This is a genomic window from Methylomonas sp. LL1, from assembly GCF_015711015.1.
In the GTDB taxonomy this organism is placed as follows: Bacteria; Pseudomonadota; Gammaproteobacteria; order Methylococcales; family Methylomonadaceae; genus Methylomonas.
Window position 1 is genome coordinate 2,705,284 of sequence record NZ_CP064653.1, and the last position, 19,793, is coordinate 2,725,076.

Here is a 19,793-nt window from a genome sequence, read left to right on the forward strand (position 1 = left end):
GGATCATTGTTGGCCGATACAAAAAAACCGGCCACGACTGAAAGCCGGGCCGGTTTTTTAACCGGGATTCGAAAGCCTTGAATCAGGGCATGTACATGCCGCCGTTGACATGCAAGGTTTCGCCGGTAATGTAGCTTGCTTGTTCCGAAGCCAGGAAAGATACCGCATGGGCAATTTCTTCCGGTTGTCCCAGACGGCCCAGCGCGATTGAGCCCAAGAGCGCGTTCTTGATGTCTTCCGACAATTCCTTGGTCATATCGGTATCGATAAAGCCCGGCGCCACGGTATTGACGGTGATGCCGCGCGAGCCGACTTCTTTCGCCATCGATTTGGCAAAACCGACCATGCCGGCCTTGGCCGCCGCATAGTTGGCTTGGCCGGCGTTGCCGGTGGAACCGACCACTGATGAAATATTGATGATGCGGCCGTAACGGGCCTTCATCATGCCGCGCAGCACGGCTTTGCTCATCCGGAACACCGAGGTCAGGTTGGTGTTGATGATGTCATCCCATTCCTCGTCCTTCATCCGCATCAACAGGTTGTCGCGGGTGATGCCGGCATTGTTGACCAACACCGCCGGCGTGCCGTAGGAGTCACCGGATACTTTGATGAAATTTTCAATGTCGGCGGCATCGGCAACATTCAATTTAAAACCCTTGCCGTTTTCGCCCAGATAACTGGAAATCGCCTCCGCGCCGCTGTCGGAGGTGGCGGTACCGATCACGTAAAAGCCATCGGCAAGCAGTTTTTCGGCGATAGCGCGCCCGATACCACGACTGGCGCCGGTAACGATGGCAACTTTTTTATCCATGTAAGTGCTCCAACACGTTGTTTAATGATTCGGGATCGAACATGGTCATATGTATCGCATCCGGGGCGATGCGTTTGTTAAGCCCCATCAACACCTTGCCGGGACCACATTCGATAAAACCAGCCACACCTTGTTCGTGCATGAATTTAACGCTTTCCACCCAGCGCACCGGTTTGAACAATTGTTCTTTTAGCGCATAACGGATCACTTCCGGCGAACCGTGCGACTTAACATCGGCATTGTGGATCAATGTCACGTTCGGCATTTCGACATTGATTGCCTGCAAAATATCATTAAGTTTGTCGGATGCAGCTTCCATCAGCGCGCAATGCGACGGCACGCTGACCGGTAATTTCAACACCCGTTTGGCGCCCAATTCCTTCAATGCCAGCATGGCTCTGTCAACCGCGGCGGTTTCGCCGGCGATGACCACCTGCCCAGGCGCGTTAAAATTGGCGGCGGCGACAATTCCGCCGTTCGCCACGTCCATGCAGGCATTGACCACTTGGTGATCTTGCAAGCCTAAAATCGCCGCCATCGCGCCGACACCCACCGGCACGGCTTCCTGCATCAAGCGGCCGCGTTCGGCCACCAGTTTGATGGCATCCTCAAAAGCAATTGATTCGGAACAAACCAGCGCGGTGTATTCGCCTAGGCTATGACCCGCCATCCAGGCCGGACGGATCGGAGTTTTTTCGCACCAGACTCGCCACATCGCCACGCCGGCGGCCAACATGGCTGGTTGAGTATTTTGGGTTTGATTCAAATCGGCTTCGGGGCCGTTTTCCACCAGATTCCACAGATCAAAACCCAGCACATCGGACGCTTGTTCGAAGGTCTGTTTAACCCGAGGATAGGCGGCGGCTAACTGGGACACCATGCCAACCGATTGCGAACCCTGGCCCGGAAATACGAAAGCTAAATTATAGTTTTGTTCGTTCATAGACTTTGCCTAGTATTTAATTAGGGCCGAACCCCAGGTAAAACCCGCACCAAAGGCTTCCATCAACACCAACTGGCCTTTCTTGATCCGGCCATCACGAATTCCTTCGTTAAATGCCAACAACACGGATGCGGAGGAAGTATTGCCTTGATTCTCCAGCGTCAAAATCACCTGATCCATCGCCATGCCAAGTTTTTTGGCGGTAGCGGCAATAATCCGGGTATTGGCCTGATGCGGTACCAACCAGTCAATATCGCTCTGCTTTAGTCCGCTGGCATCCAGAGTTTCATCGACAATCCGGCCCAGGGTGTTGACGGCAACCTTGAATACTTCGTTGCCGCGCATGTTGATATAACCCGCTTCATCTTGCTTGGAAAACACCGCCACTTGCGGATTGGGGCAATACAACAAATCCTCGTAACCGCCATCCGAATGGATGTGGGTCGACAAAATACCGGGCTGATCCGATGCTGTCAGCAGGATGGCACCGGCGCCATCGCCGAACAGGATGCAAGTGCCTCTGTCGGTCCAATCAACGATACGAGAGCACACTTCGGAGCCAACTACCAACACATTTTTACTAAATCCGGACTTGATATATTGATCGGCGATACTGAGCGCGAAAACCGATCCGGAACAGGCCGCCTGCACATCAAAGCCGACACATTGGCTAATACCCAGGCGCTGCTGCAATAAACAGGCGGTGCTGGGATACACCCGATCAGGCGTACCGGTGGCGACGATAATCAAATCAATATTTTGTGCATCGATTCCCGCCATTTCGATGGCTTGCCGGGAGGCGATTTCGGCCATGCTGGACGCGGTTTCTTCCGAGCCGGCAATCCGCCGGCTCTTAATCCCGGTACGTTCGTAAATCCAACTATCAGAGGTATCCACCATGGTGGAAATATCATCATTGGTGCGGATGGTCTCGGGCAAATAGCCACCCGTGCCAATCACATTACTCCAATAGGTCATGCTGTATCCTTCTGGGCCAGAGCGATTTCAAGTTTTTCGCTGATTTTACGAATGACATCTTTCTCAACCTCTACTTGCGCCAGGTGAATGGCCGTTTCGAATGCCAACTCATCGGCACCTCCATGGCTTTTAATCACCAAACCACGCAAACCGATGAAACTGGCTCCATTATATAATCGCGGATCAATACTATCTTTGAATAATTTCAGTACCGGGTAGGCTACCAAGCCCGCCAACTTTGTGAACATGTTGCGGGAAAAGGTTTCCTTCAATTTCACGGCGATCATTTTTGCCGCGCCTTCTATCGATTTGAGCGCAACATTACCGACAAAACCATCGGTTACGATCAGATCGACTTTGACATGGCCGGCGTTGATGGAATTACCTTCCACATAGCCTATGTAGTTCAGTCCGGAGCTTTCCAACAATTTGGCGGCGGCTTTGACTTGTTCATTACCCTTCATATCTTCTTCGCCGATATTCAGCAAACCGACACGAGGCCGTTCGATATTTTCAACCGCCTTGACCACTTCCTCGCCCATTACGGCGAATTGGTACAGGTGTTCGGCGCTGGAATCGACATTACCGCCCAAATCCAGCACATGGGTGTGGCCAAAGGTCGACGGCAAGGCTGACATGATGGCTGGACGCTCGATGCCGGGAATCATTTTTAAAACAAAACGCGCGGTCGCCATCAAGGCCCCGGTATTACCGGCGCTGACACAGGCATCCGCCCGACCTTCCTTTACCAGATTGATGGCCACTCGCATCGATGAGTCTTTCTTGTTTTTCAGCGCCTTTTGCGGCGGCTCGTCCATTTCGACGACTTGCGAAGCATGCTGTACACTGAGCCGGTCTTTGAACTCAACGAGCGCATCGGACAACATGCCGTTCAATAACGCTTGATCGCCAACCATAATCAATTTTAATTGGGGATTTTTTCTTAAACTGGCCAGTGACGCGGGAACCGTCACTTGGGGACCGAAATCCCCGCCCATAGCATCAATCGATAGAGTTGAGCTCACGCTTTGGACCTAACCCTTGAAGTTGTAAAGGAGGAGACACATCGTTGATAACGTGCCATTTTTGATAGTTAACAAGCTCGATACTCTGTTAGAAACCGCAAACGATTCAAATGAGCCCGAATCAGCAAAAGCAAGCGACTGGTTTTCGCTGATTAGGCTTGTAAATGACCTCGGCGGCTACTAACAGCCGTCGGATTTTTACTCTTCGTCGATATTGCTAGCGATGATTTGACGACCTTTGAAAAATCCATCGGGAGTCATGTGATGACGCAAATGCATCTCACCGGTCAATGGATCTTGCGCCAGGGTTTTGGCGGTTAATGCATCGTGTGAACGACGTTGACCGCGTCTCGCGCGCGATACTTTACTCTTTTGTACTGCCATTTTTACTCTCCAGTTTTTTTAAGTTTGGCTAAAACAGAAAAAGGGTTATTGGTTTTGGTCCGGCTCTCGCCGTCAAATTCCGCGTCCGTGGAACTACGCCGCGGAATGCAGTCATATCCATGCTTTGGATAATCGGGCAGCGCCAGCAATATCTCGTCTTCGATCAACTCGTTAAGGGATACTTTTTCGCCGTCGAACAACAACGGCTCGCAATCGACCTCAAGCTTTTCGGCTTCTTGAAGCGAAGACACGACACCCAACTTGAACGACAAATCAATCGGCCAGGACAAAGCTTGCAAACAGGATTGACACTCCAGCACCAACGTAGCCTTAATGCTTCCGGATATTAGAGCCTGTTTACCCTGCTTGGCAAACAACACCTCGACTTTGACCTCGCCATCGTCGGCCAGAACCAAGTCCGACAAACGCCCGAGCGCGGCTACTTTTATCGCGCCGGATAAAATACTCCGCCTTTCGGCGAATAACAAAGGATCAATTAGGTCGGGAAGTTTGTCTGACATAACTGTACAATCATACAGATTACTCTTTGTTGCGTCAATCGGACAACCCCTTAACTTTCTCACGATATGCAAACACTTGTTCTGGCCTCAAGCTCAACATACCGCCACGACCTGCTGAAAAAATTACAGCTGGATTTCATCGCCTGCAGCAGCGCCATTGATGAAACCCCGCTAGCGGGCGAATCGGCCCATGCCCTGGCACTGCGATTATCGATAGCCAAGGCCCAAGCTATTGCCGATAAATTTCCGAACCACTTGATCATCGGCTCGGATCAAGTCGCGTGCCATGGCGACATGCTACTGGGCAAGCCCGGCAATCGGGAAAAGGCCTTTCAACAACTGAAAGCCCAATCGGGCCGGATCATCCGCTTTTACACCGGCCTTTGCCTGCTGAATAGCGCTAACAATGCCTGCCTGACAGACATTGACGTCTGCAATGTACACTTCAGACAGCTGAGCGATCGGCAAATTCAACGCTACCTCACGATTGAACAGCCCTTCGATTGCGCCGGCAGCTTCAAATCGGAAGGCTACGGAATCGTATTGTTTAACAAGATCGAGACTGAAGATCCCAATGCGCTGGTCGGCCTGCCGTTGATTAAACTGGTCGGATTGTTGGCTCAATGCGGCTTGGCAATTCCCTGAGACGGGTTTTTATCCGGCATCAGTTGCTCGAACATTTGCAGAAACTCACTATCAGCCCGCCGCATCACGTCCTCAACCTGATCCCGGCTCAGCCGCACAAAAGCCAAGGTTTGATCCGATATATCGACCAGCGTATGCTCGGTCGACCAACCGCCGCTTCTATCATCGACCAGCCGGCTGGCCAAACTGAGTAAATAGGCATCCAGTTTATAAACCAGCGCCGAATCCGGATTACGGTAACACCCTATCACTTCATACAACGATTCAGGCAGCCCCCATGCCTTGAGCAGCTCCCGCCCGACATCGGCATGGGTAAAACCGATAATCTGCTGCTCGAAACGGGGTAGCAAACGGCGGTCATGATCGATAGTCACCAACACTCTCAAGGCCTGCTCGGGCATCACCTGGTACAGCACCAACGAACCTATGTCATGCAACAATCCCGCCAGGAACAAACGCTCCGCATTCAGGACCGCGCTGCTCTTGGCCAATAACTTCATCACCACGGCACAATGCACGCTACGCATCCAAAATGCCGTCATATCCACCAAACCCGACGGAATTTTGGCGAACCGATCCACCACGCAAGTCGCCACTACCAGATTATAGAGATCATCGACGCCCACGACCGCGATGGCCCTGGAAATGCTGTCGATTTTGGATTGAAAGCCGTAAAAGGAACTGTTTACCAATCGCAACAAGCGGGCGGACAAGGCCGGATCCCTTGAAATGACCCCCCCCATATCCACCATCGAAAACCGGGGGTCGCGTATCATTTCGTTCAACTGAAAATAAATATCCGGCATCGAGAATAAATCCTTAGCCTCGGCGACCACGGCCTGTGCGGTTTCAAATTTCACGCTTAACTTTTCCCGTAGAGCCTTAACACATGCTGCACATAATTTTGGGTTTCGGGGTACGGCGGAACCGTATTGTTGTATTTCATCACCGCCCCCTCCCCCGCGTTATAACCGGCCACGGCCAGTTTCAGATTGGAATTAAACATGGCCAGCAAATCTTTTAGATAGCGGGTTCCGCCATCGACGTTTTGCTCGGCGTCGCGGCGATCGGTCACCCCATAGCGCCGCGCCGTATCAGGCATCAATTGCATCAAGCCGACGGCGCCCGCCGATGAAACCGCCAGCGGATTATAGGCCGACTCGGCCTGGATTACCGCATGCAGCAACTTGGGATCCATTTGATGCTTGGCCGCCGCCTTGGCCACTAAATCGTTGAACTTGAGTTTGTTACCGGCCATGAATTTAACATCCCTGGCATAAGTTTTAGGCCGGGTGCGGATAATCAGCCTGTAATTGAAGCCTTTCTTGGGCTGATCCGTGTAATAGACCCGCCCATCCGGGGCAACGTATTTAAAAATATCGGCGGATACTGGCGATGAAATAGATAACAGTAAAATAACGATCCGTAGCAATTTCATCCGCTTCACCACCTCGATAGACTCAACTCGCCGCGCTAATGGAGATCAGACTGGCCGCTTCGACGGCTTTTGCCCTCGCATCGGCCACATTATCGGCGGTAGCCAGCGCCACGCCCATGCGCCGGGACACAAAGGCCTCGGGCTTTCCGAACAGCCGTATCTCGCTATCAGCTACAGCCAGCGCCCGCCGCAAGCCCTGATAAACCACGGCCTCGGCATCGATACCGCCCAGAATCACCGCGCTAGCGCCGGTTTTATCCAGCTCGGTGTTAACCGGCAACCCCAAGATAGCCCGCGCATGCAGATCAAACTCGCTTTGGCGCTGACTGACCATGGTCACCATGCCAGTATCGTGCGGACGCGGACTGACTTCGCTAAACCAGACCCGGTCAGCCTTGACGAACAATTCCACCCCAAACAACCCCAAGCCTCCCAACGCCTCGGTGACTTTGCCGGCTATCTGTTGCGACAAGGCGATGGCGTTACCGCTCATGGACTGAGGTTGCCAGCTTTCGCGGTAATCGCCGTTTTCCTGGCGATGACCGATGGGCTGGCAAAAATAGGTCGCGATCCGGCCCTCGGTATCCAAGGCTCTAACGGTCAGCAAGGTAATCTCGAAATCAAACTCGATTTTGGCCTCGACGATGACTTTTCCGGTGTCGGCACGACCGGCGGCTTTGGCATAATCCCAGGCGGCTTGCAATTGCTCTGGACTTTTGACCATGGTCTGACCCTTGCCGGAAGACGACATGGTGGGCTTGATGAAACAAGGGTAGCCAATGCCCGCATCAACCGCCGCCCGCAATTGCTCGAATGTCTCGGCGAACGCGTATTTCGAAGTTGGCAACCCCAGTTGCTCGGCGGCCAGTTGCCGAATGCCTTCCCGGTTCATGGTCAATTGAATGGCTCTGGCATTCGGCACGATATTCACGCCGCCCTCGGCTTCGATCTCGGCCAAGGCGTCGGTGGCGATGGCTTCCAGTTCCGGCACGATAAAGTCCGGTTTTTCGGCGGCGATCACGGCTTTCACCGCCACGGGGTCGGTCATGTCGATCACATGGCTGCGATGCGCCACTTGCATGGCCGGCGCATGGCCGTAGCGATCGACCGCTATCACCTCGACGCCGTAGCGTTGCAGGGAAATAGCGACTTCTTTTCCCAGTTCGCCACTACCCAGCAAGAGAGCCTTGGTGGCGGTTGGACTGTTGGGGGTGCCTATTTTCATGTCGATTTGGCCAGATAATTTTCGATGTCTTGTTTGGAAAAACCGATTTTCTTCGCCACCCGGTCGGCATGACTGACCCTCGAAATGCCGGGAATCAGTTTGAACGTGGGCAACTCGTCGGCAAACTCAACTTGCATCGGCGTCGCCGTGCCTCGTTTGACGAACACATCGACCAATTGATGGTTATGGGTAATCAAAATGGTACTGTTGCCTTTGCGGTAAAAACCGTCCAGCACGTCAATGGACGACTGCATTTTCTCTTCAAAGGTAGTGCCTTCCGCCATTTCGTCAAGCACCAGCAAACTTTTAGCCGTGGTGGCCAGGAATATATCGCGAGTACGCTTCAGCTCGGTACCGAAGCGGCCTTCGCCGTCGTCCAGATGACTGATCTCCGGTGCCTGATAAAAAATCCGGTCCGCCACCGCCAGCAGCGCCGACTTGGCCGGCACATAACAGCCTATTTGCGCCAATAATTGTATTTGGGTGATGGTCTTGCAAAATGCGGTTTTCCCGCCACTGTTAGGACCTGTCACGCACAGCAGACGTTCCCGATCCATTGCAAAATCGTTGCCGACATAAGCGGGATTTTTATGGCCCAATACCGGATTTTTGGCATCTTCCAGCTTGATGGCGTGCCGATCGGCCGCGTGCATTTCAGGCAAGGCCATTTCGCTGCCATAATCTTCGGCGTATTTGATAAAGGCCAGCAACTCGTCCAGTTGCCCCAAGCCATCCAGCAACTCACCCAGCGCCGGGGAGTTTTTGTACCTCGCGCGGAGCGGTATGATGCAATTATCCCTGTCATAGCCGCCGATCACAGGAATATAAGCCAACATCAACGGCAGGAAAAACACCGAAGCGATCGAAATACCATCCTTGGAAAACTGAAACATGTCGCTCGGAAAAACCTGCACCAAGCCCCAGATGGCGGCCAGCACCATGCCGATCAACAACGGCTTGAACAAGGTCGGCCGGAATATGGTGGCCGGCGAAAACGCGTTTTTGCGTTCTTCCTTGCTTTGTATGCCTTTTTCGCTGTTGTAGACCGGCCCCACCATCAGCGAATAATCATTGCTTTCGGCAAAGTTGCCGATTTTATTGTATACGCTTTGCAGATAAGGGCTTTGCGGCGTGCCGGAGTTTTGAATGGCGCCGACCAGATTCAATACGAAGCGCACGCCGCGGTTGTATTGCTTGTAGCCGTAACCCTCTATTTGATTGTCTTCGCGCGCGGTACCGAAACTGCCCAGAAACTCGCCGAACAACAACACGTACAAGCGCTTTTCGCCGGCCGCGGCGTTGGCGACGATGTTCTCGACATTAGCCCGCACATCCGGATTGTCGCGTATCTCCCTCACGGCTTCCTGCTTGGCGGCTATCGCGTCAAGTTGGTCCAAGGGTTGCGTCAACGAACGGTACAACACGGTCTGGCCGGCGATAGTGCTGGCGTAGTTGACGTAGTCGAACAGTTCGTCGACCTCTATGGTATTAAAGGCGCCTTGATCAATCACCCCTTCCCCGGTCGGCAGCGGCTTGCTGGATCGAACCACCGGCCATTCATCGTTCCAACTTTGTAAGACGTTCTGTTGCATGCTGCCTCCCCCGGTTTTATGGTCCGCGCGTTACGCGGATTTTATTAATTCGGCCATGACTTCGACATGCGCGTCGCTGTCGTTCAGGGCCGGAATGTAGCGATAACTGTTGCCGCCAGCCTCGATGAAGATTTCCTTGTTGGCGATGGCGATTTCTTCCAGCGTTTCCAGACAATCGACCGCGAATCCGGGACAAACCACATCCACCTGCCGGATGTCCTGTTGCGGCAAGTCCCGCAAAACCTCGACACAATAAGGTTTCAGCCATTCGGCCCGGCCGAAACGGGACTGAAACACCAACTGCCATTGCTTATCCCGCAAACCCAGTTCATCGGCCAACAAGCGCGCCGTGGCCTGACAATGGTAAAAATAAGGGTCGCCCCATTCGGTCAACTTGGCCGGCAAGCCGTGAAACGACATCAGCAGCAGCGCGGCCTGGCCGTGACTTTGCCAGTGAGATCGAATCGAATCGGCCAAGGCTTTGATGTAAACAGGGCTTTGATAATAATCACTGATAAAACGCAACGACGGCATGTGTCGCCAACCGACAAACTCGTCGGCCACCACGTCGAAAATCGAAGCCGTGGTGGTTGAGGAATATTGCGGATACAGCGGCAGGATGACAATGTCCTCCACCCCCTGTTTGTTGAATTCCCGCAATTTCAGCCGCAAGGCCGGCTTGCCGTAACGCATCGCGCAATCGATCTGCAGCTTATCGTCAGCCAAGCGCTTTGCCAGTTTATCGCTCAATTGCCGGGTAAACACTACCAGCGGCGAGCCCTTATCGGTCCAGATCGAGCGATAGGCATGGGCGGATTTACGCGGCCGAAACGGCAATATAAAAAAATTTAATATCATCCACCACAGCGGCCTGGGCAAGTTGACCACCCGAGGATCGCCAAGAAACTCGCGTAGAAAAGCCCGAACATCGGAGGTGCTAGTTGTCGCCGGCGAACCGAGATTGACCAGCAATACCCCGGTTTTTTTTGCGCGCGCGTCGCTCATCACAGCTTATTTACGGTTGATCAAATTCAAGAATTCGGAGCGGGTGCTGATCTCTTCACGGAAAATGCCCAACATGACCGACGTCGTCATCACCGAATTTTGTTTTTCCACGCCGCGCATCATCATGCATAAATGCTTGGCCTCGATCACCACCGCCACCCCGCGCGCGTCGATCGCGGTTTCCACCGCCGTGGCGATTTGCCGAGTCAATTGCTCCTGAATCTGCAGGCGGCGGCCGTACATATCGACGATACGCGCCAGCTTGGACAGTCCCAGCACCTTGCCTTGCGGCAGATAACCAATATGGCATTTGCCGATAAACGGCAACAAATGATGTTCGCACAAGGAATACAATTCGATGTCCTTGACGATCACCATATCCTCGGTATCGGCCTGAAATATCGCTCCATTCAGCACCTCATCCAAGGTTTTTTCATAACCGTTATTCAGAAATTTGAAGGCCTTGGCCGCCCTTGCCGGCGTATCGCGCAAACCTTCCCGATTCACGTCTTCGCCAATTGCTTGAATAATTTTGGAGAAATATTCTTCCATCACCGCCCCCAGGTAAAAAAATGTTGTGAGTATACAGCATCAATTCGTAAACTCTAAGGCACGCAACAGCACGCCCTCGTCCGCACCGTTCTTATTGGCATTCTCGCTGATATGCCGGCGCCAGGCCCGCGCGCCATCCACGCCATGAAACAAGCCCAGCAAATGGCGGGCGATACAGTTCAACCGGACACCTTGCCGCAACTGCCCTTGAATATAAGGAATCATCGCCAATATCACTTCTTGCCTGGATTTAATTGGGTAGTCATCGCCGAACAAGCGGCTATCCACTTGACTGAGCAAATAGGGATTGTGATAAATCTCCCGCCCCAGCATCACCCCATCGACCCTGTCCAGCAGTTCCAGCGAGGCTTCCAGGCTGTTAATACCGCCGTTGATGATAATTTCCAGCCGTGGAAAATCCTGTTTCAACTGAAAAACCATCTCATAACGTAGCGGAGGAATATCGCGGTTCTGCTTGGGTGAAAGCCCGGAAAGCCAAGCCTTGCGGGCATGGACGATAAAGCTTTCACAACCGCCCGCCGCCGCCACCGATATAAACCGGGTTAACTCCGGGTAAGAATCCATATCATCGATACCGATACGCGATTTGATCGTGACCGGAATCGACGCTGCTTGCCGCATCGCCGTCACGCATTCGGCAACCAATTCCGGCTCGGCCATCAGACAGGCGCCAAAACGGCCGTTTTGCACCCGATCGCTAGGGCAACCGACGTTCAGATTGATTTCATCGTAGCCATAGTCTTCGGCAATTTTGGCGCACAGTGCCAGATCACCTGGATCACTGCCTCCCAACTGTAAAGCCAACGGATGCTCTTCCGGATTAAACCCTAAATGCCGCTGCCGGTTACCCTGCAAGATAGCCCCGGTCGTCACCATTTCGCTGTAGAGCAAGGCATGTCGCGACATCAAGCGATAAAAATACCGGCTATGCCTATCGGTCCAATCCAGCATCGGGGCAACCGAAAAACGTCTGTTGATTTTTGTGCTAACCATTCAAATTCTAAAACTGCTTAAATCGATATTCTGACAACATCGACGCCCGCCATCAAATTTAACCCTATTCCCAAGACCAGCCGCTATTGCATTGGGCTGCGGCCATTGACTTTCAACCTATCCCGCTTTATATCCGATCAAGCCGATTTTCCCGCATCGGAATACAATAAGTTCAAAAACCGGACCGAATAATATACAGCTTATGCATCAAGGCCGTTGTTGACTCGGCCATGCGCGTTTCAGGGAAGAAGAAACTCGATCCGCCTTTTTCCCGTTCCAGCCGCTTATGAAACTGTTTAATGTCGACTATGTTTAATCGCTCTTGGCCCATCCGGGTTTGGTTTTTGCTGCTGACGCTTAGCTGCTTGCCCATGGCGGCCTTGTCGGCTCCGGCCGCCCAACCCCATCTGGAAAAAGTCCTCCTGCAACTGAAATGGTTTCACCAGTTTCAGTTTGCCGGCTATTACGCGGCGATCGAGCAGGGTTATTTCGCCGAAGAGGGTTTAGAGGTCGAGATTATCGAGCGCGACCTTGAAAAAAGCGTGGTCAAGCAGGTGGTCAACGGTCAAGCCGACTATGGCGTCGGCGATTCGGGCTTGCTGGCCGAATACGCCGGCGGGGAACCGATTATTGCATTGGCGGCGATTTTTCAGCACAACCCGCTGGTGTTTATCTCCCGCCAGGACTCCGGCATCATCAGCCCCTATGAAATGGTCGGCAAGCGTATAATGCTGGACACCCTGAGCAGCAACGAAGCTCCGCTGAAAGCCCTACTGGCGGACGCCGACATCAGCAGCGCGGATTACACCCCGGTCAAGCAAAACGTTGATTACAGCCTGTTGAGCCAGGGCAAGGTCGACGTCATTTCGGGCTACATTACCGACCAGCCATACTATTTCAAACAACAAGGGGTCAAGGTCAACATCATCAACCCGCAGAATTACGGCATCGATTTCTATGGCGATATTCTGTTCACCAGCCACAATGAACTGTCCCGGCATCCGGGCCGGGCCGATCGTTTTCTGAGAGCCGCGTTGAAGGGCTGGAAATATGCGCTGGATCATCCCGATCGATTGATAGCGCTGATTCATTCCCAATATCATGGCCGGCTGCCGCTGAGTCATTTGCAATTCGAGGCCCAGGAAACCCAAAAACTGATTTTGCCCAATCGGGTTCCCCTGGGCCAGATCGATCCGCGCCGGCTGAAAATCGTCGCCGAGCATTACGCCAAGGCCGGACTCAAAACCAAGCTTTCGGAAGCGGAACTGGCGGCCTTCATTTATCGGCAAATACCGGGCGATTTGGAACTGACGGAAGCTGAAAAAGCCTGGCTTGCCACGCATCCGGTTATCCGGGTTGGCATAGACCGCGACTTTCCGCCCTACGAATGGATAGATCAAAATGGCAATTATGTCGGCATGGCCGCCGACTATATCAAGTTGCTCGAAACCAAACTGGGGATACGCTTCGAAATCATCGGCGATCGAAGCTGGATGGAAATCATGGACATGGCCAGGCGCGGCCAACTGGATATGTTGTCGGCGGCCGTCAAGACCCCCGAACGCGCCCAATACCTGACCTTCACTCAACCCTTCAAGGCTGGACCGGTCGTGATCATCGACAATGGCCAGGGCGGTTATATCGGCAGCCTGGACAATTTATCGGGCAAGCGAGTAGCCGTGGAAAAAGGCTACTTCATGCAGGAGTTACTGGAAAGACATCATCCGCAAATACAGCTGGTACTAGCCGACACCATCAAACAGGCGTTAAACCTGGTGATTGACGGCAAGGCCGATGCCTATGTCGGCGACGCCGGCTCCACCAACTATGCGATAAAAAAAGAAGGCCTACTCAGCCTGCGATTTTCGGGTCAAACCGAGTATCGCAGCCAGCACAGCCTGGCCATCAGCAAGTCCCAGCCTGAATTGTTTTCCATCATCAACAAAGCGATGCTGACTATCCCGGCCGAAACCAGCGATGCCATTTTTAACCGCTGGCTAGGCCTCCGCATCGAACAAGGCATCAAACTCGGCACCGTATTGACCTATGCCGCCGCGGTTCTGGGGTTTTTCCTGATTTTTGCCTATTGGTTGATTCGCCTGCAACGCGAAATCGGCAAACGCCAAGCCTTGCAGGAACGCGAACAGCACCGTACCAGGGTCATGCAATTACTCACCGAACAAAACCCATTACCAGAGGTGCTGGATAGCATCGCCCGCGATGTGGAAAACCTAAATCCCGGCATGCTTTGCAGCATTCTGCTGCTGGATGCCGACGGCCGGCACCTGCGCCAAGGCGCCGCGCCCAGCCTACCAGCCTTTTACAACCAAGGCATCGATGGAATTGCCATCGGCCCAAATGCCGGCTCCTGCGGTACCGCGGCATTTACCGGAAAGCGCGTGATCGTGTCCGATATAGAAAGTCATCCTTATTGGGCGGCTTATCTCGGCCTGGCCCACCGGGCGAAACTGGGCGCCTGCTGGTCGCAACCGATACTGTCGACCCAAGGCAAAGTGCTGGGTACATTCGCTATTTATCACCGCCAACCTCACCAACCAAGCGCCGACGATCTGCAACTGATCGAGGACGAAGCCCGCCTGGCCGCCGTGGCCATCGAGAAAACCGAGGCCAAATCCCGCTTGCAGTTGGCCGCCAGCGTTTTCACCCATGCGCGCGAAGGCATCATGATCACCGATCATGCCGGACTGATGATCGATGTTAACGAAACCTTCAGCCAGATCACCGGCTATCCGCGCGAAGAAGCCCTGGGCCGCAATCCACACATCCTGCAATCCGGGCGCCATGGAGCGGAATTTTACCAGGTGATGTGGCGGGAATTGCTTGAGTTCGGCTATTGGAGCGGCGAAATCTGGAATCGGCGAAAGAACGGCGAAATCTATGCCGAAATGCTGACCATCAGCGCGGTACGGGATGACAACGGCACTACCCGCAACTACGTTGCCTTGTTCACCGACATCACCGACATCAAGCAACACCAACAACAATTGGAACATATCGCCCACTATGACGCCTTGACCGGCCTGCCGAATCGGGTGCTGTTGGCCGACCGCCTGAAACAATCGATGATCCAATGCCAACGGCACCACTGTTCCTGCGCGGTGGTTTATATGGATCTGGACGGCTTCAAGGCGGTTAACGACAGTCACGGTCACGATGTGGGCGACGAATTACTGGTCAATATTGCTACCCAAATGAAATTGGCGCTACGCGAAGGCGATACCTTGGCCCGCATCGGCGGTGACGAATTCATAGCGGTTCTGGCCGGCCTGGAACAACCTCGGGATTGGCGGCCGGTGCTGGCGCGCCTATTGGCCGCCTCATCCAATCCGGTCAAGGTGCGCGGCATGTTATTGAATGTATCGGCCAGCATCGGCGTCACCCTTTACCCGCAAGACCAGGCCGATGCCGACCTTTTGTTGCGTCATGCCGATCAGGCCATGTATACCGCCAAACAAGCCGGCAAAAACCGTTTCCATTTATTCGATGTCGATCATGATACGGCAGTCCTCGCCCAACGCGAAAACCTACAATACATTCAAGAAGCCTTGGACCGAGGCGAGTTCGTCATGCACTACCAACCCAAGGTCAACATGAAAACCGGCGAAGTCATAGGCGCCGAAGCCCTGATCCGTTGGCAACACCCCCAACGCGGCCTATTGCCGCCGGCCGAATTTCTACCGATTATCGAAACCCATCCGCTCAGCGTGGAACTGGGAGAGTGGGTGATCGAAACCGTACTGACGCAAATGAGCCAGTGGCATGCCGCCAACCTGGCCATTCCGGTCAGCATCAATGTCAGCGCCCGTCAGTTGCAACAGGAAAATTTCATCGCCCGGTTGAAAGAACTGATAGCCGCGCATCCCGAGATTCCGCCCTCGCATATAGAACTGGAAGTGCTGGAAACCAGTGCGTTGGAGGACATCGCGCAAGTTTCGGAAGTCATGCATGCTTGTCAACAGATGGGGGTAGGTTTTGCATTGGACGATTTCGGCACCGGTTATTCCTCGCTGACCTATCTGAAACGGTTACCGGCCGGTTTGCTTAAAATCGACCGGAGTTTCGTGCGCGACATGCTGGACGATCATGAAGATCTCGCCATCGTCGAGGGCGTCATCGGCCTGGCCACCGCTTTCCGCCGGCGGGTGATTGCCGAAGGCGTGGAAACCGTCACTCATGGCGAACTTTTGTTACCGCTGGGTTGCGAACTGGCGCAAGGCTTCGGCATCGCCCGTCCAATGCCGGCCGCCGAACTGCCTGCTTGGATCGCCGATTGGCGCCCGCACCGGATCTGGCAATCCTGGCGCGATCGTCCGACCAACCGGGACGATGTGGTGTTGGTATTTACCGATGTCGAACATCGGCATTGGTTACGTTCGATAGAAAACCAGTTGACGGATAATATGACGATGCGGATGCCGCTGAATGCGCATGACTGCCATTTCGGCCGTTGGCAACAAGTCGAGGGCCTGCAACGCTATAAACATCACCCCGAAGTTCAACAGGTGATCCGCCTACATCATCAGTTGCATAGGAGCGGACAGGAATTGATTGACGCGCACGGACGAGGCGAAAGCATCGATTTTCCGGCCCGGCTGGAACAACTAAACCTTCTTCAGCGTGAATTGACCCTGCTCTTACGCAAATTGATTAATGGCGAGGTGCATCCGGCGAACGAGGACTGACCGTTACCCGGCATTCGTCAGAGGTAATTTATGGCAAAAATTTCCCTGAATTCATGTAGGGGCGATTTTAATCGCCCTGGGCGAATGAATTCGCCCACAGGACATTCGAATATCGGGAACTTATTTTTGACAGAATCCTAAGCTTTCAGCATGGCTTCGAATTGTTCGATCGAGACCGGTTTACCCAGCAAAAACCCTTGGTAATTCAGACAGCCCAGGCTCTCGAGAAAATCCTTCTGAAAACAGGTTTCAACGCCTTCGGCGATGACTTCCAGCTTGATACTCTCGGCCAGCGCGATGATCATCTTGGCGATGGCGGCATCGTTGGCGTTGATCAAAATCTCCCTGACAAAACTTTGATCGATTTTTAATTGATCCAGCGGCAACTGCTTCAAATAGTACAGCGAAGAATAGCCGGTACCGAAGTCGTCCAACGCAAAAGTCACGCCCTTGTTCTTCAGCTCGGTCATTTTGACGATAATGTCTTCCACATCGGTTGCCAATAAACTTTCGGTCAGTTCCAGTTTGAGCTTTTCCGGAGCCGCGCCCGATTCGGCCAATACGGCGAATACCTGATGAGCAAAGTCCGGCTGGCGGAACTGGCGTATGCTAACATTGACGGCGATGGTCAAATGCGAAAACGCCGGCCGCGAGGACCATTCCACCAATTGCGCGCAAGCTGTTTCCAACACCCAGCGCCCCAACGGCAGGATTAGCCCCGTTTCTTCCGCCAGCGGAATAAACTCGCTCGGCGACACCATCCCGCGCAACGGATGCCGCCAGCGCAGCAGGGCCTCCGCCCCCTTGATTCGGCCTTGATCGTCCACCTGAGGCTGATAATACAGATGGAACTGCTTTTCCCGCAGGCCATCGTGCAAGGCCTTTTCCAGGTCGGCGCGGGCTAAAATAGACTTCTGCATGGTCGGGTCGAAAAAACGCAGCGTGTTACGGCCCGCCGCCTTGGCTTGGTACATCGCAATGTCGGCCTGTTTTAGCAGCTCGTCTATCGAAGTTTCCTGGTTAACAAATAATGTCGCCCCTATGCTGGGCGTGCTGTGGTGCTCATAGCCATCCAACTGATAGGTCTTGTTCAGTTGGGCCAGGATTTTCTCGCCGACAATTTCGGTCTGAACCGCCGCTTCGGAGACATTCTGGCTGAGATCTTCCAGCATGATGACGAATTCGTCTCCCCCCAGGCGCGCCACGGTGTCGCATTCGCGCACGCTGGCAACCAGCCGCATGGCGACCTGTTGCAACAGCCTGTCGCCCTTATCATGGCCCAGGCTATCGTTCAGAGTCTTGAAATTATCCAGGTCCAGAAACAACAAAGCCCCAACCATTTTGCTGCGGGCATGAGTCACCAGCATTTGATGCATCCGGTCCCGCAACAAACGCCGATTGGGCAATTTGGTCAAGGGATCATAAAAAGCCAGACTTTTGATCTCATCCTCGGCCGCCTTGCGATCGCTGATGTCGATGTGGGTGCCGACGTAGTGCGTCACCATTCCGGTGTCGTCCTTGACCGCGGTGATGGTCAACCACTTGGGATAAATCTGGCCGTTTTTGCGTTTATCCCAGATTTCCCCTTGCCAGGTTCCGTAGCGATTCAGGCTTTCCCACATCGCGGCATAAAAACTGTCATCGTGCCGTCCGGATTTCAGGATGTTCATTTTTTGGCCGACCGCTTCCTCCGCCGAATAGCCGGTGGAGTCGGTGAAGGTTTTATTGACGCGCAAGATCACCGCATTGGCATCGGTAATCACCATGGCCTCCTGCGATTCAAAAGCTGTCGCCGCAATCCTGAACTCGGCCTCGGCCTGTTTGCGCTCGGTAATATCGATAGCCGATCCCACGTAACCGCCGAATTCGCCGTTTTCGTCGTGAATCGGCACGCCCTGATCGAGTATCCAGCGCCAATCGCCTTGAGCCCGCCGCATCCGGTATTCGGTCATGATCGGCTTATGGTCGAAAATATTCTTGTAATATTCGGAAAACACGCTGGCCCTGTCATCCGGATGTATCAGATTAGTCCAGCCGTCGTGGGTAATGGCTTGCTCGATGCCAAGACCGGTGAAATTCAGCCAGGTTTGATTGACGAAGGACGGATTGCCGTTGACATCGGTAATCCAAATCATGGCCGGCGACACATCGGACATGCGCCGGAATCGCTCCTCGCTGGCGCGCAAGGCATCTTCCATTTTTTTCCGTTGGGTAATGTCGCGCAAGGCGCTGGCAAAGAACAAGCCTTGCTCGGTCCGAATCGGACTCAGACTAATCTCCACATCGAATTCGGTGTTATCTTTTTTTAAGGCCACCACCGTCCGCCCGCTTCCCATCTCCCTGGTCATCGGCGTGACGGCAAACTGCTCGCGCAAGGCCGGATGAGCCGCGCGATAGCGCTCCGGCACCAACAGCTCTATCGTCTGTCCGACCAGCTCATCGGCGGAATAGCCTAGCAACAGCTCGCATTGATGGTTGATCATGGTAATAACGCCTTGTTGATTGCTGATCAACATCGCGTCGGGCGTGGCGTTGAATATCGCGCGCATATAAGTTTCGCTGGTTTTCAATGCCTTGGGACTTGGCAATTGCAGCAATTCCGGAATCAGCGGCCAAATCAGTATCGCGGTGACTATCGAAACCAGCGCGGTAACCAGCTTGATCGATCCATCCAGCCAATAAGCCGGATGCCAAATCGTCCAAATACTCATCAAATGCGTGGTGCCGCACAACAGAATAAAAGCGCCGAACAACACGAATACCCAGCGATAAACCAGATCGGTGCGCTTATAAACGAAATACAACAAGGCAAAAGGAATAGAATAATAGGCCAGCACAATCAGGCTATCGCTGATCACGTGCAACCATAAAACGGATGGCTGCCACAGATAACAAGCACCGTGCGGCATAAAACTGTTTGAGCCGTTGAATAAATCGAGTAACCAATCAAACATTAT

Annotated in this window: 16 protein-coding genes; 2 read left to right on the top strand and 14 right to left on the bottom strand. The window is 53.5% G+C overall.

Features of this window, described 5'->3' with window-relative positions; genetic code table 11:
- Positions 1–82 precede the first annotated feature (82 nt).
- The 6 genes from fabG to IVG45_RS12620 form a co-directional block, all read right to left on the bottom strand.
- A complete protein-coding gene (fabG, locus tag IVG45_RS12595; RefSeq protein ID WP_196434165.1) occupies positions 83–811 on the bottom strand; it encodes a 3-oxoacyl-ACP reductase FabG in 729 nt (242 codons plus the stop codon).
- Complete coding sequence (fabD, locus tag IVG45_RS12600; protein ID WP_196434166.1) at positions 804–1,754, bottom strand: ACP S-malonyltransferase; 951 nt, start codon at positions 1,752–1,754, stop codon at positions 804–806. Before fabD ends, fabG begins: the two co-directional genes overlap by 8 nt.
- Positions 1,755–1,763: 9 nt before the next feature.
- On the bottom strand, positions 1,764–2,732 hold the full coding sequence (locus tag IVG45_RS12605; RefSeq protein WP_196434167.1) for a beta-ketoacyl-ACP synthase III: 969 nt from the start codon (positions 2,730–2,732) through the stop codon (positions 1,764–1,766).
- Complete coding sequence (gene plsX, locus IVG45_RS12610; protein ID WP_230874851.1) at positions 2,729–3,730, bottom strand: phosphate acyltransferase PlsX; 1,002 nt, start codon at positions 3,728–3,730, stop codon at positions 2,729–2,731. The genes IVG45_RS12605 and plsX overlap by 4 nt, the downstream gene beginning before the upstream one ends.
- A 225-nt stretch (positions 3,731–3,955) precedes the next feature.
- Positions 3,956–4,141 (bottom strand): 50S ribosomal protein L32, encoded by a 186-nt coding sequence (rpmF, locus tag IVG45_RS12615; protein WP_196434169.1) that lies wholly within the window; start codon positions 4,139–4,141, stop codon positions 3,956–3,958.
- 2 nt (positions 4,142–4,143) lie between these two features.
- Complete coding sequence (locus IVG45_RS12620) at positions 4,144–4,662, bottom strand: YceD family protein (RefSeq protein WP_196434170.1); 519 nt, start codon at positions 4,660–4,662, stop codon at positions 4,144–4,146.
- Between the two features lie 66 nt (positions 4,663–4,728).
- Here IVG45_RS12620 and IVG45_RS12625 point away from each other — a divergent pair, with 66 nt between their 5' ends.
- Positions 4,729–5,307: a Maf family protein gene (locus IVG45_RS12625; protein WP_196434171.1), complete on the top strand. Its 579-nt coding sequence runs from the start codon at positions 4,729–4,731 to the stop codon at positions 5,305–5,307.
- Here the strand turns inward: IVG45_RS12625 and IVG45_RS12630 are convergent.
- Genes IVG45_RS12630 through dusA form a run of 7 tightly spaced genes read right to left on the bottom strand, consistent with a single transcriptional unit; the run spans position 5,283 to position 12,133 of the window.
- Entirely contained in the window at positions 5,283–6,167 is an 885-nt protein-coding gene (locus IVG45_RS12630; protein ID WP_230874574.1) for an HDOD domain-containing protein, read from the bottom strand. The genes IVG45_RS12625 and IVG45_RS12630 overlap by 25 nt on opposite strands.
- Before the next feature lie 2 nt (positions 6,168–6,169).
- Positions 6,170–6,745 carry a lytic transglycosylase domain-containing protein gene (locus IVG45_RS12635; RefSeq protein WP_196434172.1) on the bottom strand — a complete coding sequence of 192 codons (576 nt, stop codon included), beginning with the start codon at positions 6,743–6,745 and terminating at the stop codon, positions 6,170–6,172.
- A 22-nt stretch (positions 6,746–6,767) separates the two neighbouring features.
- Entirely contained in the window at positions 6,768–7,970 is a 1,203-nt protein-coding gene (gene purT / locus IVG45_RS12640) for a formate-dependent phosphoribosylglycinamide formyltransferase (protein ID WP_196434173.1), read from the bottom strand.
- Entirely contained in the window at positions 7,967–9,562 is a 1,596-nt protein-coding gene (locus tag IVG45_RS12645; protein ID WP_196434174.1) for a MutS-related protein, read from the bottom strand. The genes purT and IVG45_RS12645 overlap by 4 nt, the downstream gene beginning before the upstream one ends.
- Before the next feature lie 30 nt (positions 9,563–9,592).
- Positions 9,593–10,567, bottom strand: coding sequence for a ferrochelatase (gene hemH / locus IVG45_RS12650; protein WP_196434175.1), 975 nt, complete (start codon positions 10,565–10,567; stop codon positions 9,593–9,595).
- A 6-nt stretch (positions 10,568–10,573) separates the two neighbouring features.
- Entirely contained in the window at positions 10,574–11,131 is a 558-nt protein-coding gene (folE, locus tag IVG45_RS12655; RefSeq protein ID WP_230874852.1) for a GTP cyclohydrolase I FolE, read from the bottom strand.
- Between the two features lie 27 nt (positions 11,132–11,158).
- Positions 11,159–12,133 carry a tRNA dihydrouridine(20/20a) synthase DusA gene (dusA, locus tag IVG45_RS12660; RefSeq protein WP_196434177.1) on the bottom strand — a complete coding sequence of 325 codons (975 nt, stop codon included), beginning with the start codon at positions 12,131–12,133 and terminating at the stop codon, positions 11,159–11,161.
- 299 nt (positions 12,134–12,432) lie between these two features.
- Here dusA and IVG45_RS12665 point away from each other — a divergent pair, with 299 nt between their 5' ends.
- A complete protein-coding gene (locus IVG45_RS12665) occupies positions 12,433–16,836 on the top strand; it encodes an EAL domain-containing protein (RefSeq protein WP_196434178.1) in 4,404 nt (1,467 codons plus the stop codon).
- Between the two features lie 137 nt (positions 16,837–16,973).
- On the opposite strand, the gene IVG45_RS12670 is transcribed toward IVG45_RS12665, so the two are convergent.
- Positions 16,974–19,790 (bottom strand): sensor domain-containing protein, encoded by a 2,817-nt coding sequence (locus IVG45_RS12670; RefSeq protein WP_196434179.1) that lies wholly within the window; start codon positions 19,788–19,790, stop codon positions 16,974–16,976.
- Positions 19,791–19,793: the final 3 nt, after the last annotated feature.

What these genes read in the sequence shown, in the direction of transcription:
- fabG (WP_196434165.1), bottom strand. Translation starts at nt 811, where the DNA reads ATGGATAAAAAAGTTGCCATCGTTACCGGCGCCAGTCGTGGTATCGGG.
- fabD (WP_196434166.1), bottom strand. Translation starts at nt 1,754, where the DNA reads ATGAACGAACAAAACTATAATTTAGCTTTCGTATTTCCGGGCCAGGGT.
- IVG45_RS12605 (WP_196434167.1), bottom strand. Translation starts at nt 2,732, where the DNA reads ATGACCTATTGGAGTAATGTGATTGGCACGGGTGGCTATTTGCCCGAG.
- plsX (WP_230874851.1), bottom strand. Translation starts at nt 3,730, where the DNA reads ATGGGCGGGGATTTCGGTCCCCAAGTGACGGTTCCCGCGTCACTGGCC.
- rpmF (WP_196434169.1), bottom strand. Translation starts at nt 4,141, where the DNA reads ATGGCAGTACAAAAGAGTAAAGTATCGCGCGCGAGACGCGGTCAACGT.
- IVG45_RS12620 (WP_196434170.1), bottom strand. Translation starts at nt 4,662, where the DNA reads ATGTCAGACAAACTTCCCGACCTAATTGATCCTTTGTTATTCGCCGAA.
- IVG45_RS12625 (WP_196434171.1), top strand. Translation starts at nt 4,729, where the DNA reads ATGCAAACACTTGTTCTGGCCTCAAGCTCAACATACCGCCACGACCTG.
- IVG45_RS12635 (WP_196434172.1), bottom strand. Translation starts at nt 6,745, where the DNA reads ATGAAATTGCTACGGATCGTTATTTTACTGTTATCTATTTCATCGCCA.
- purT (WP_196434173.1), bottom strand. Translation starts at nt 7,970, where the DNA reads ATGAAAATAGGCACCCCCAACAGTCCAACCGCCACCAAGGCTCTCTTG.
- IVG45_RS12645 (WP_196434174.1), bottom strand. Translation starts at nt 9,562, where the DNA reads ATGCAACAGAACGTCTTACAAAGTTGGAACGATGAATGGCCGGTGGTT.
- hemH (WP_196434175.1), bottom strand. Translation starts at nt 10,567, where the DNA reads ATGAGCGACGCGCGCGCAAAAAAAACCGGGGTATTGCTGGTCAATCTC.
- dusA (WP_196434177.1), bottom strand. Translation starts at nt 12,133, where the DNA reads ATGGTTAGCACAAAAATCAACAGACGTTTTTCGGTTGCCCCGATGCTG.
- IVG45_RS12665 (WP_196434178.1), top strand. Translation starts at nt 12,433, where the DNA reads ATGTCGACTATGTTTAATCGCTCTTGGCCCATCCGGGTTTGGTTTTTG.
- IVG45_RS12670 (WP_196434179.1), bottom strand. Translation starts at nt 19,790, where the DNA reads ATGTTTGATTGGTTACTCGATTTATTCAACGGCTCAAACAGTTTTATG.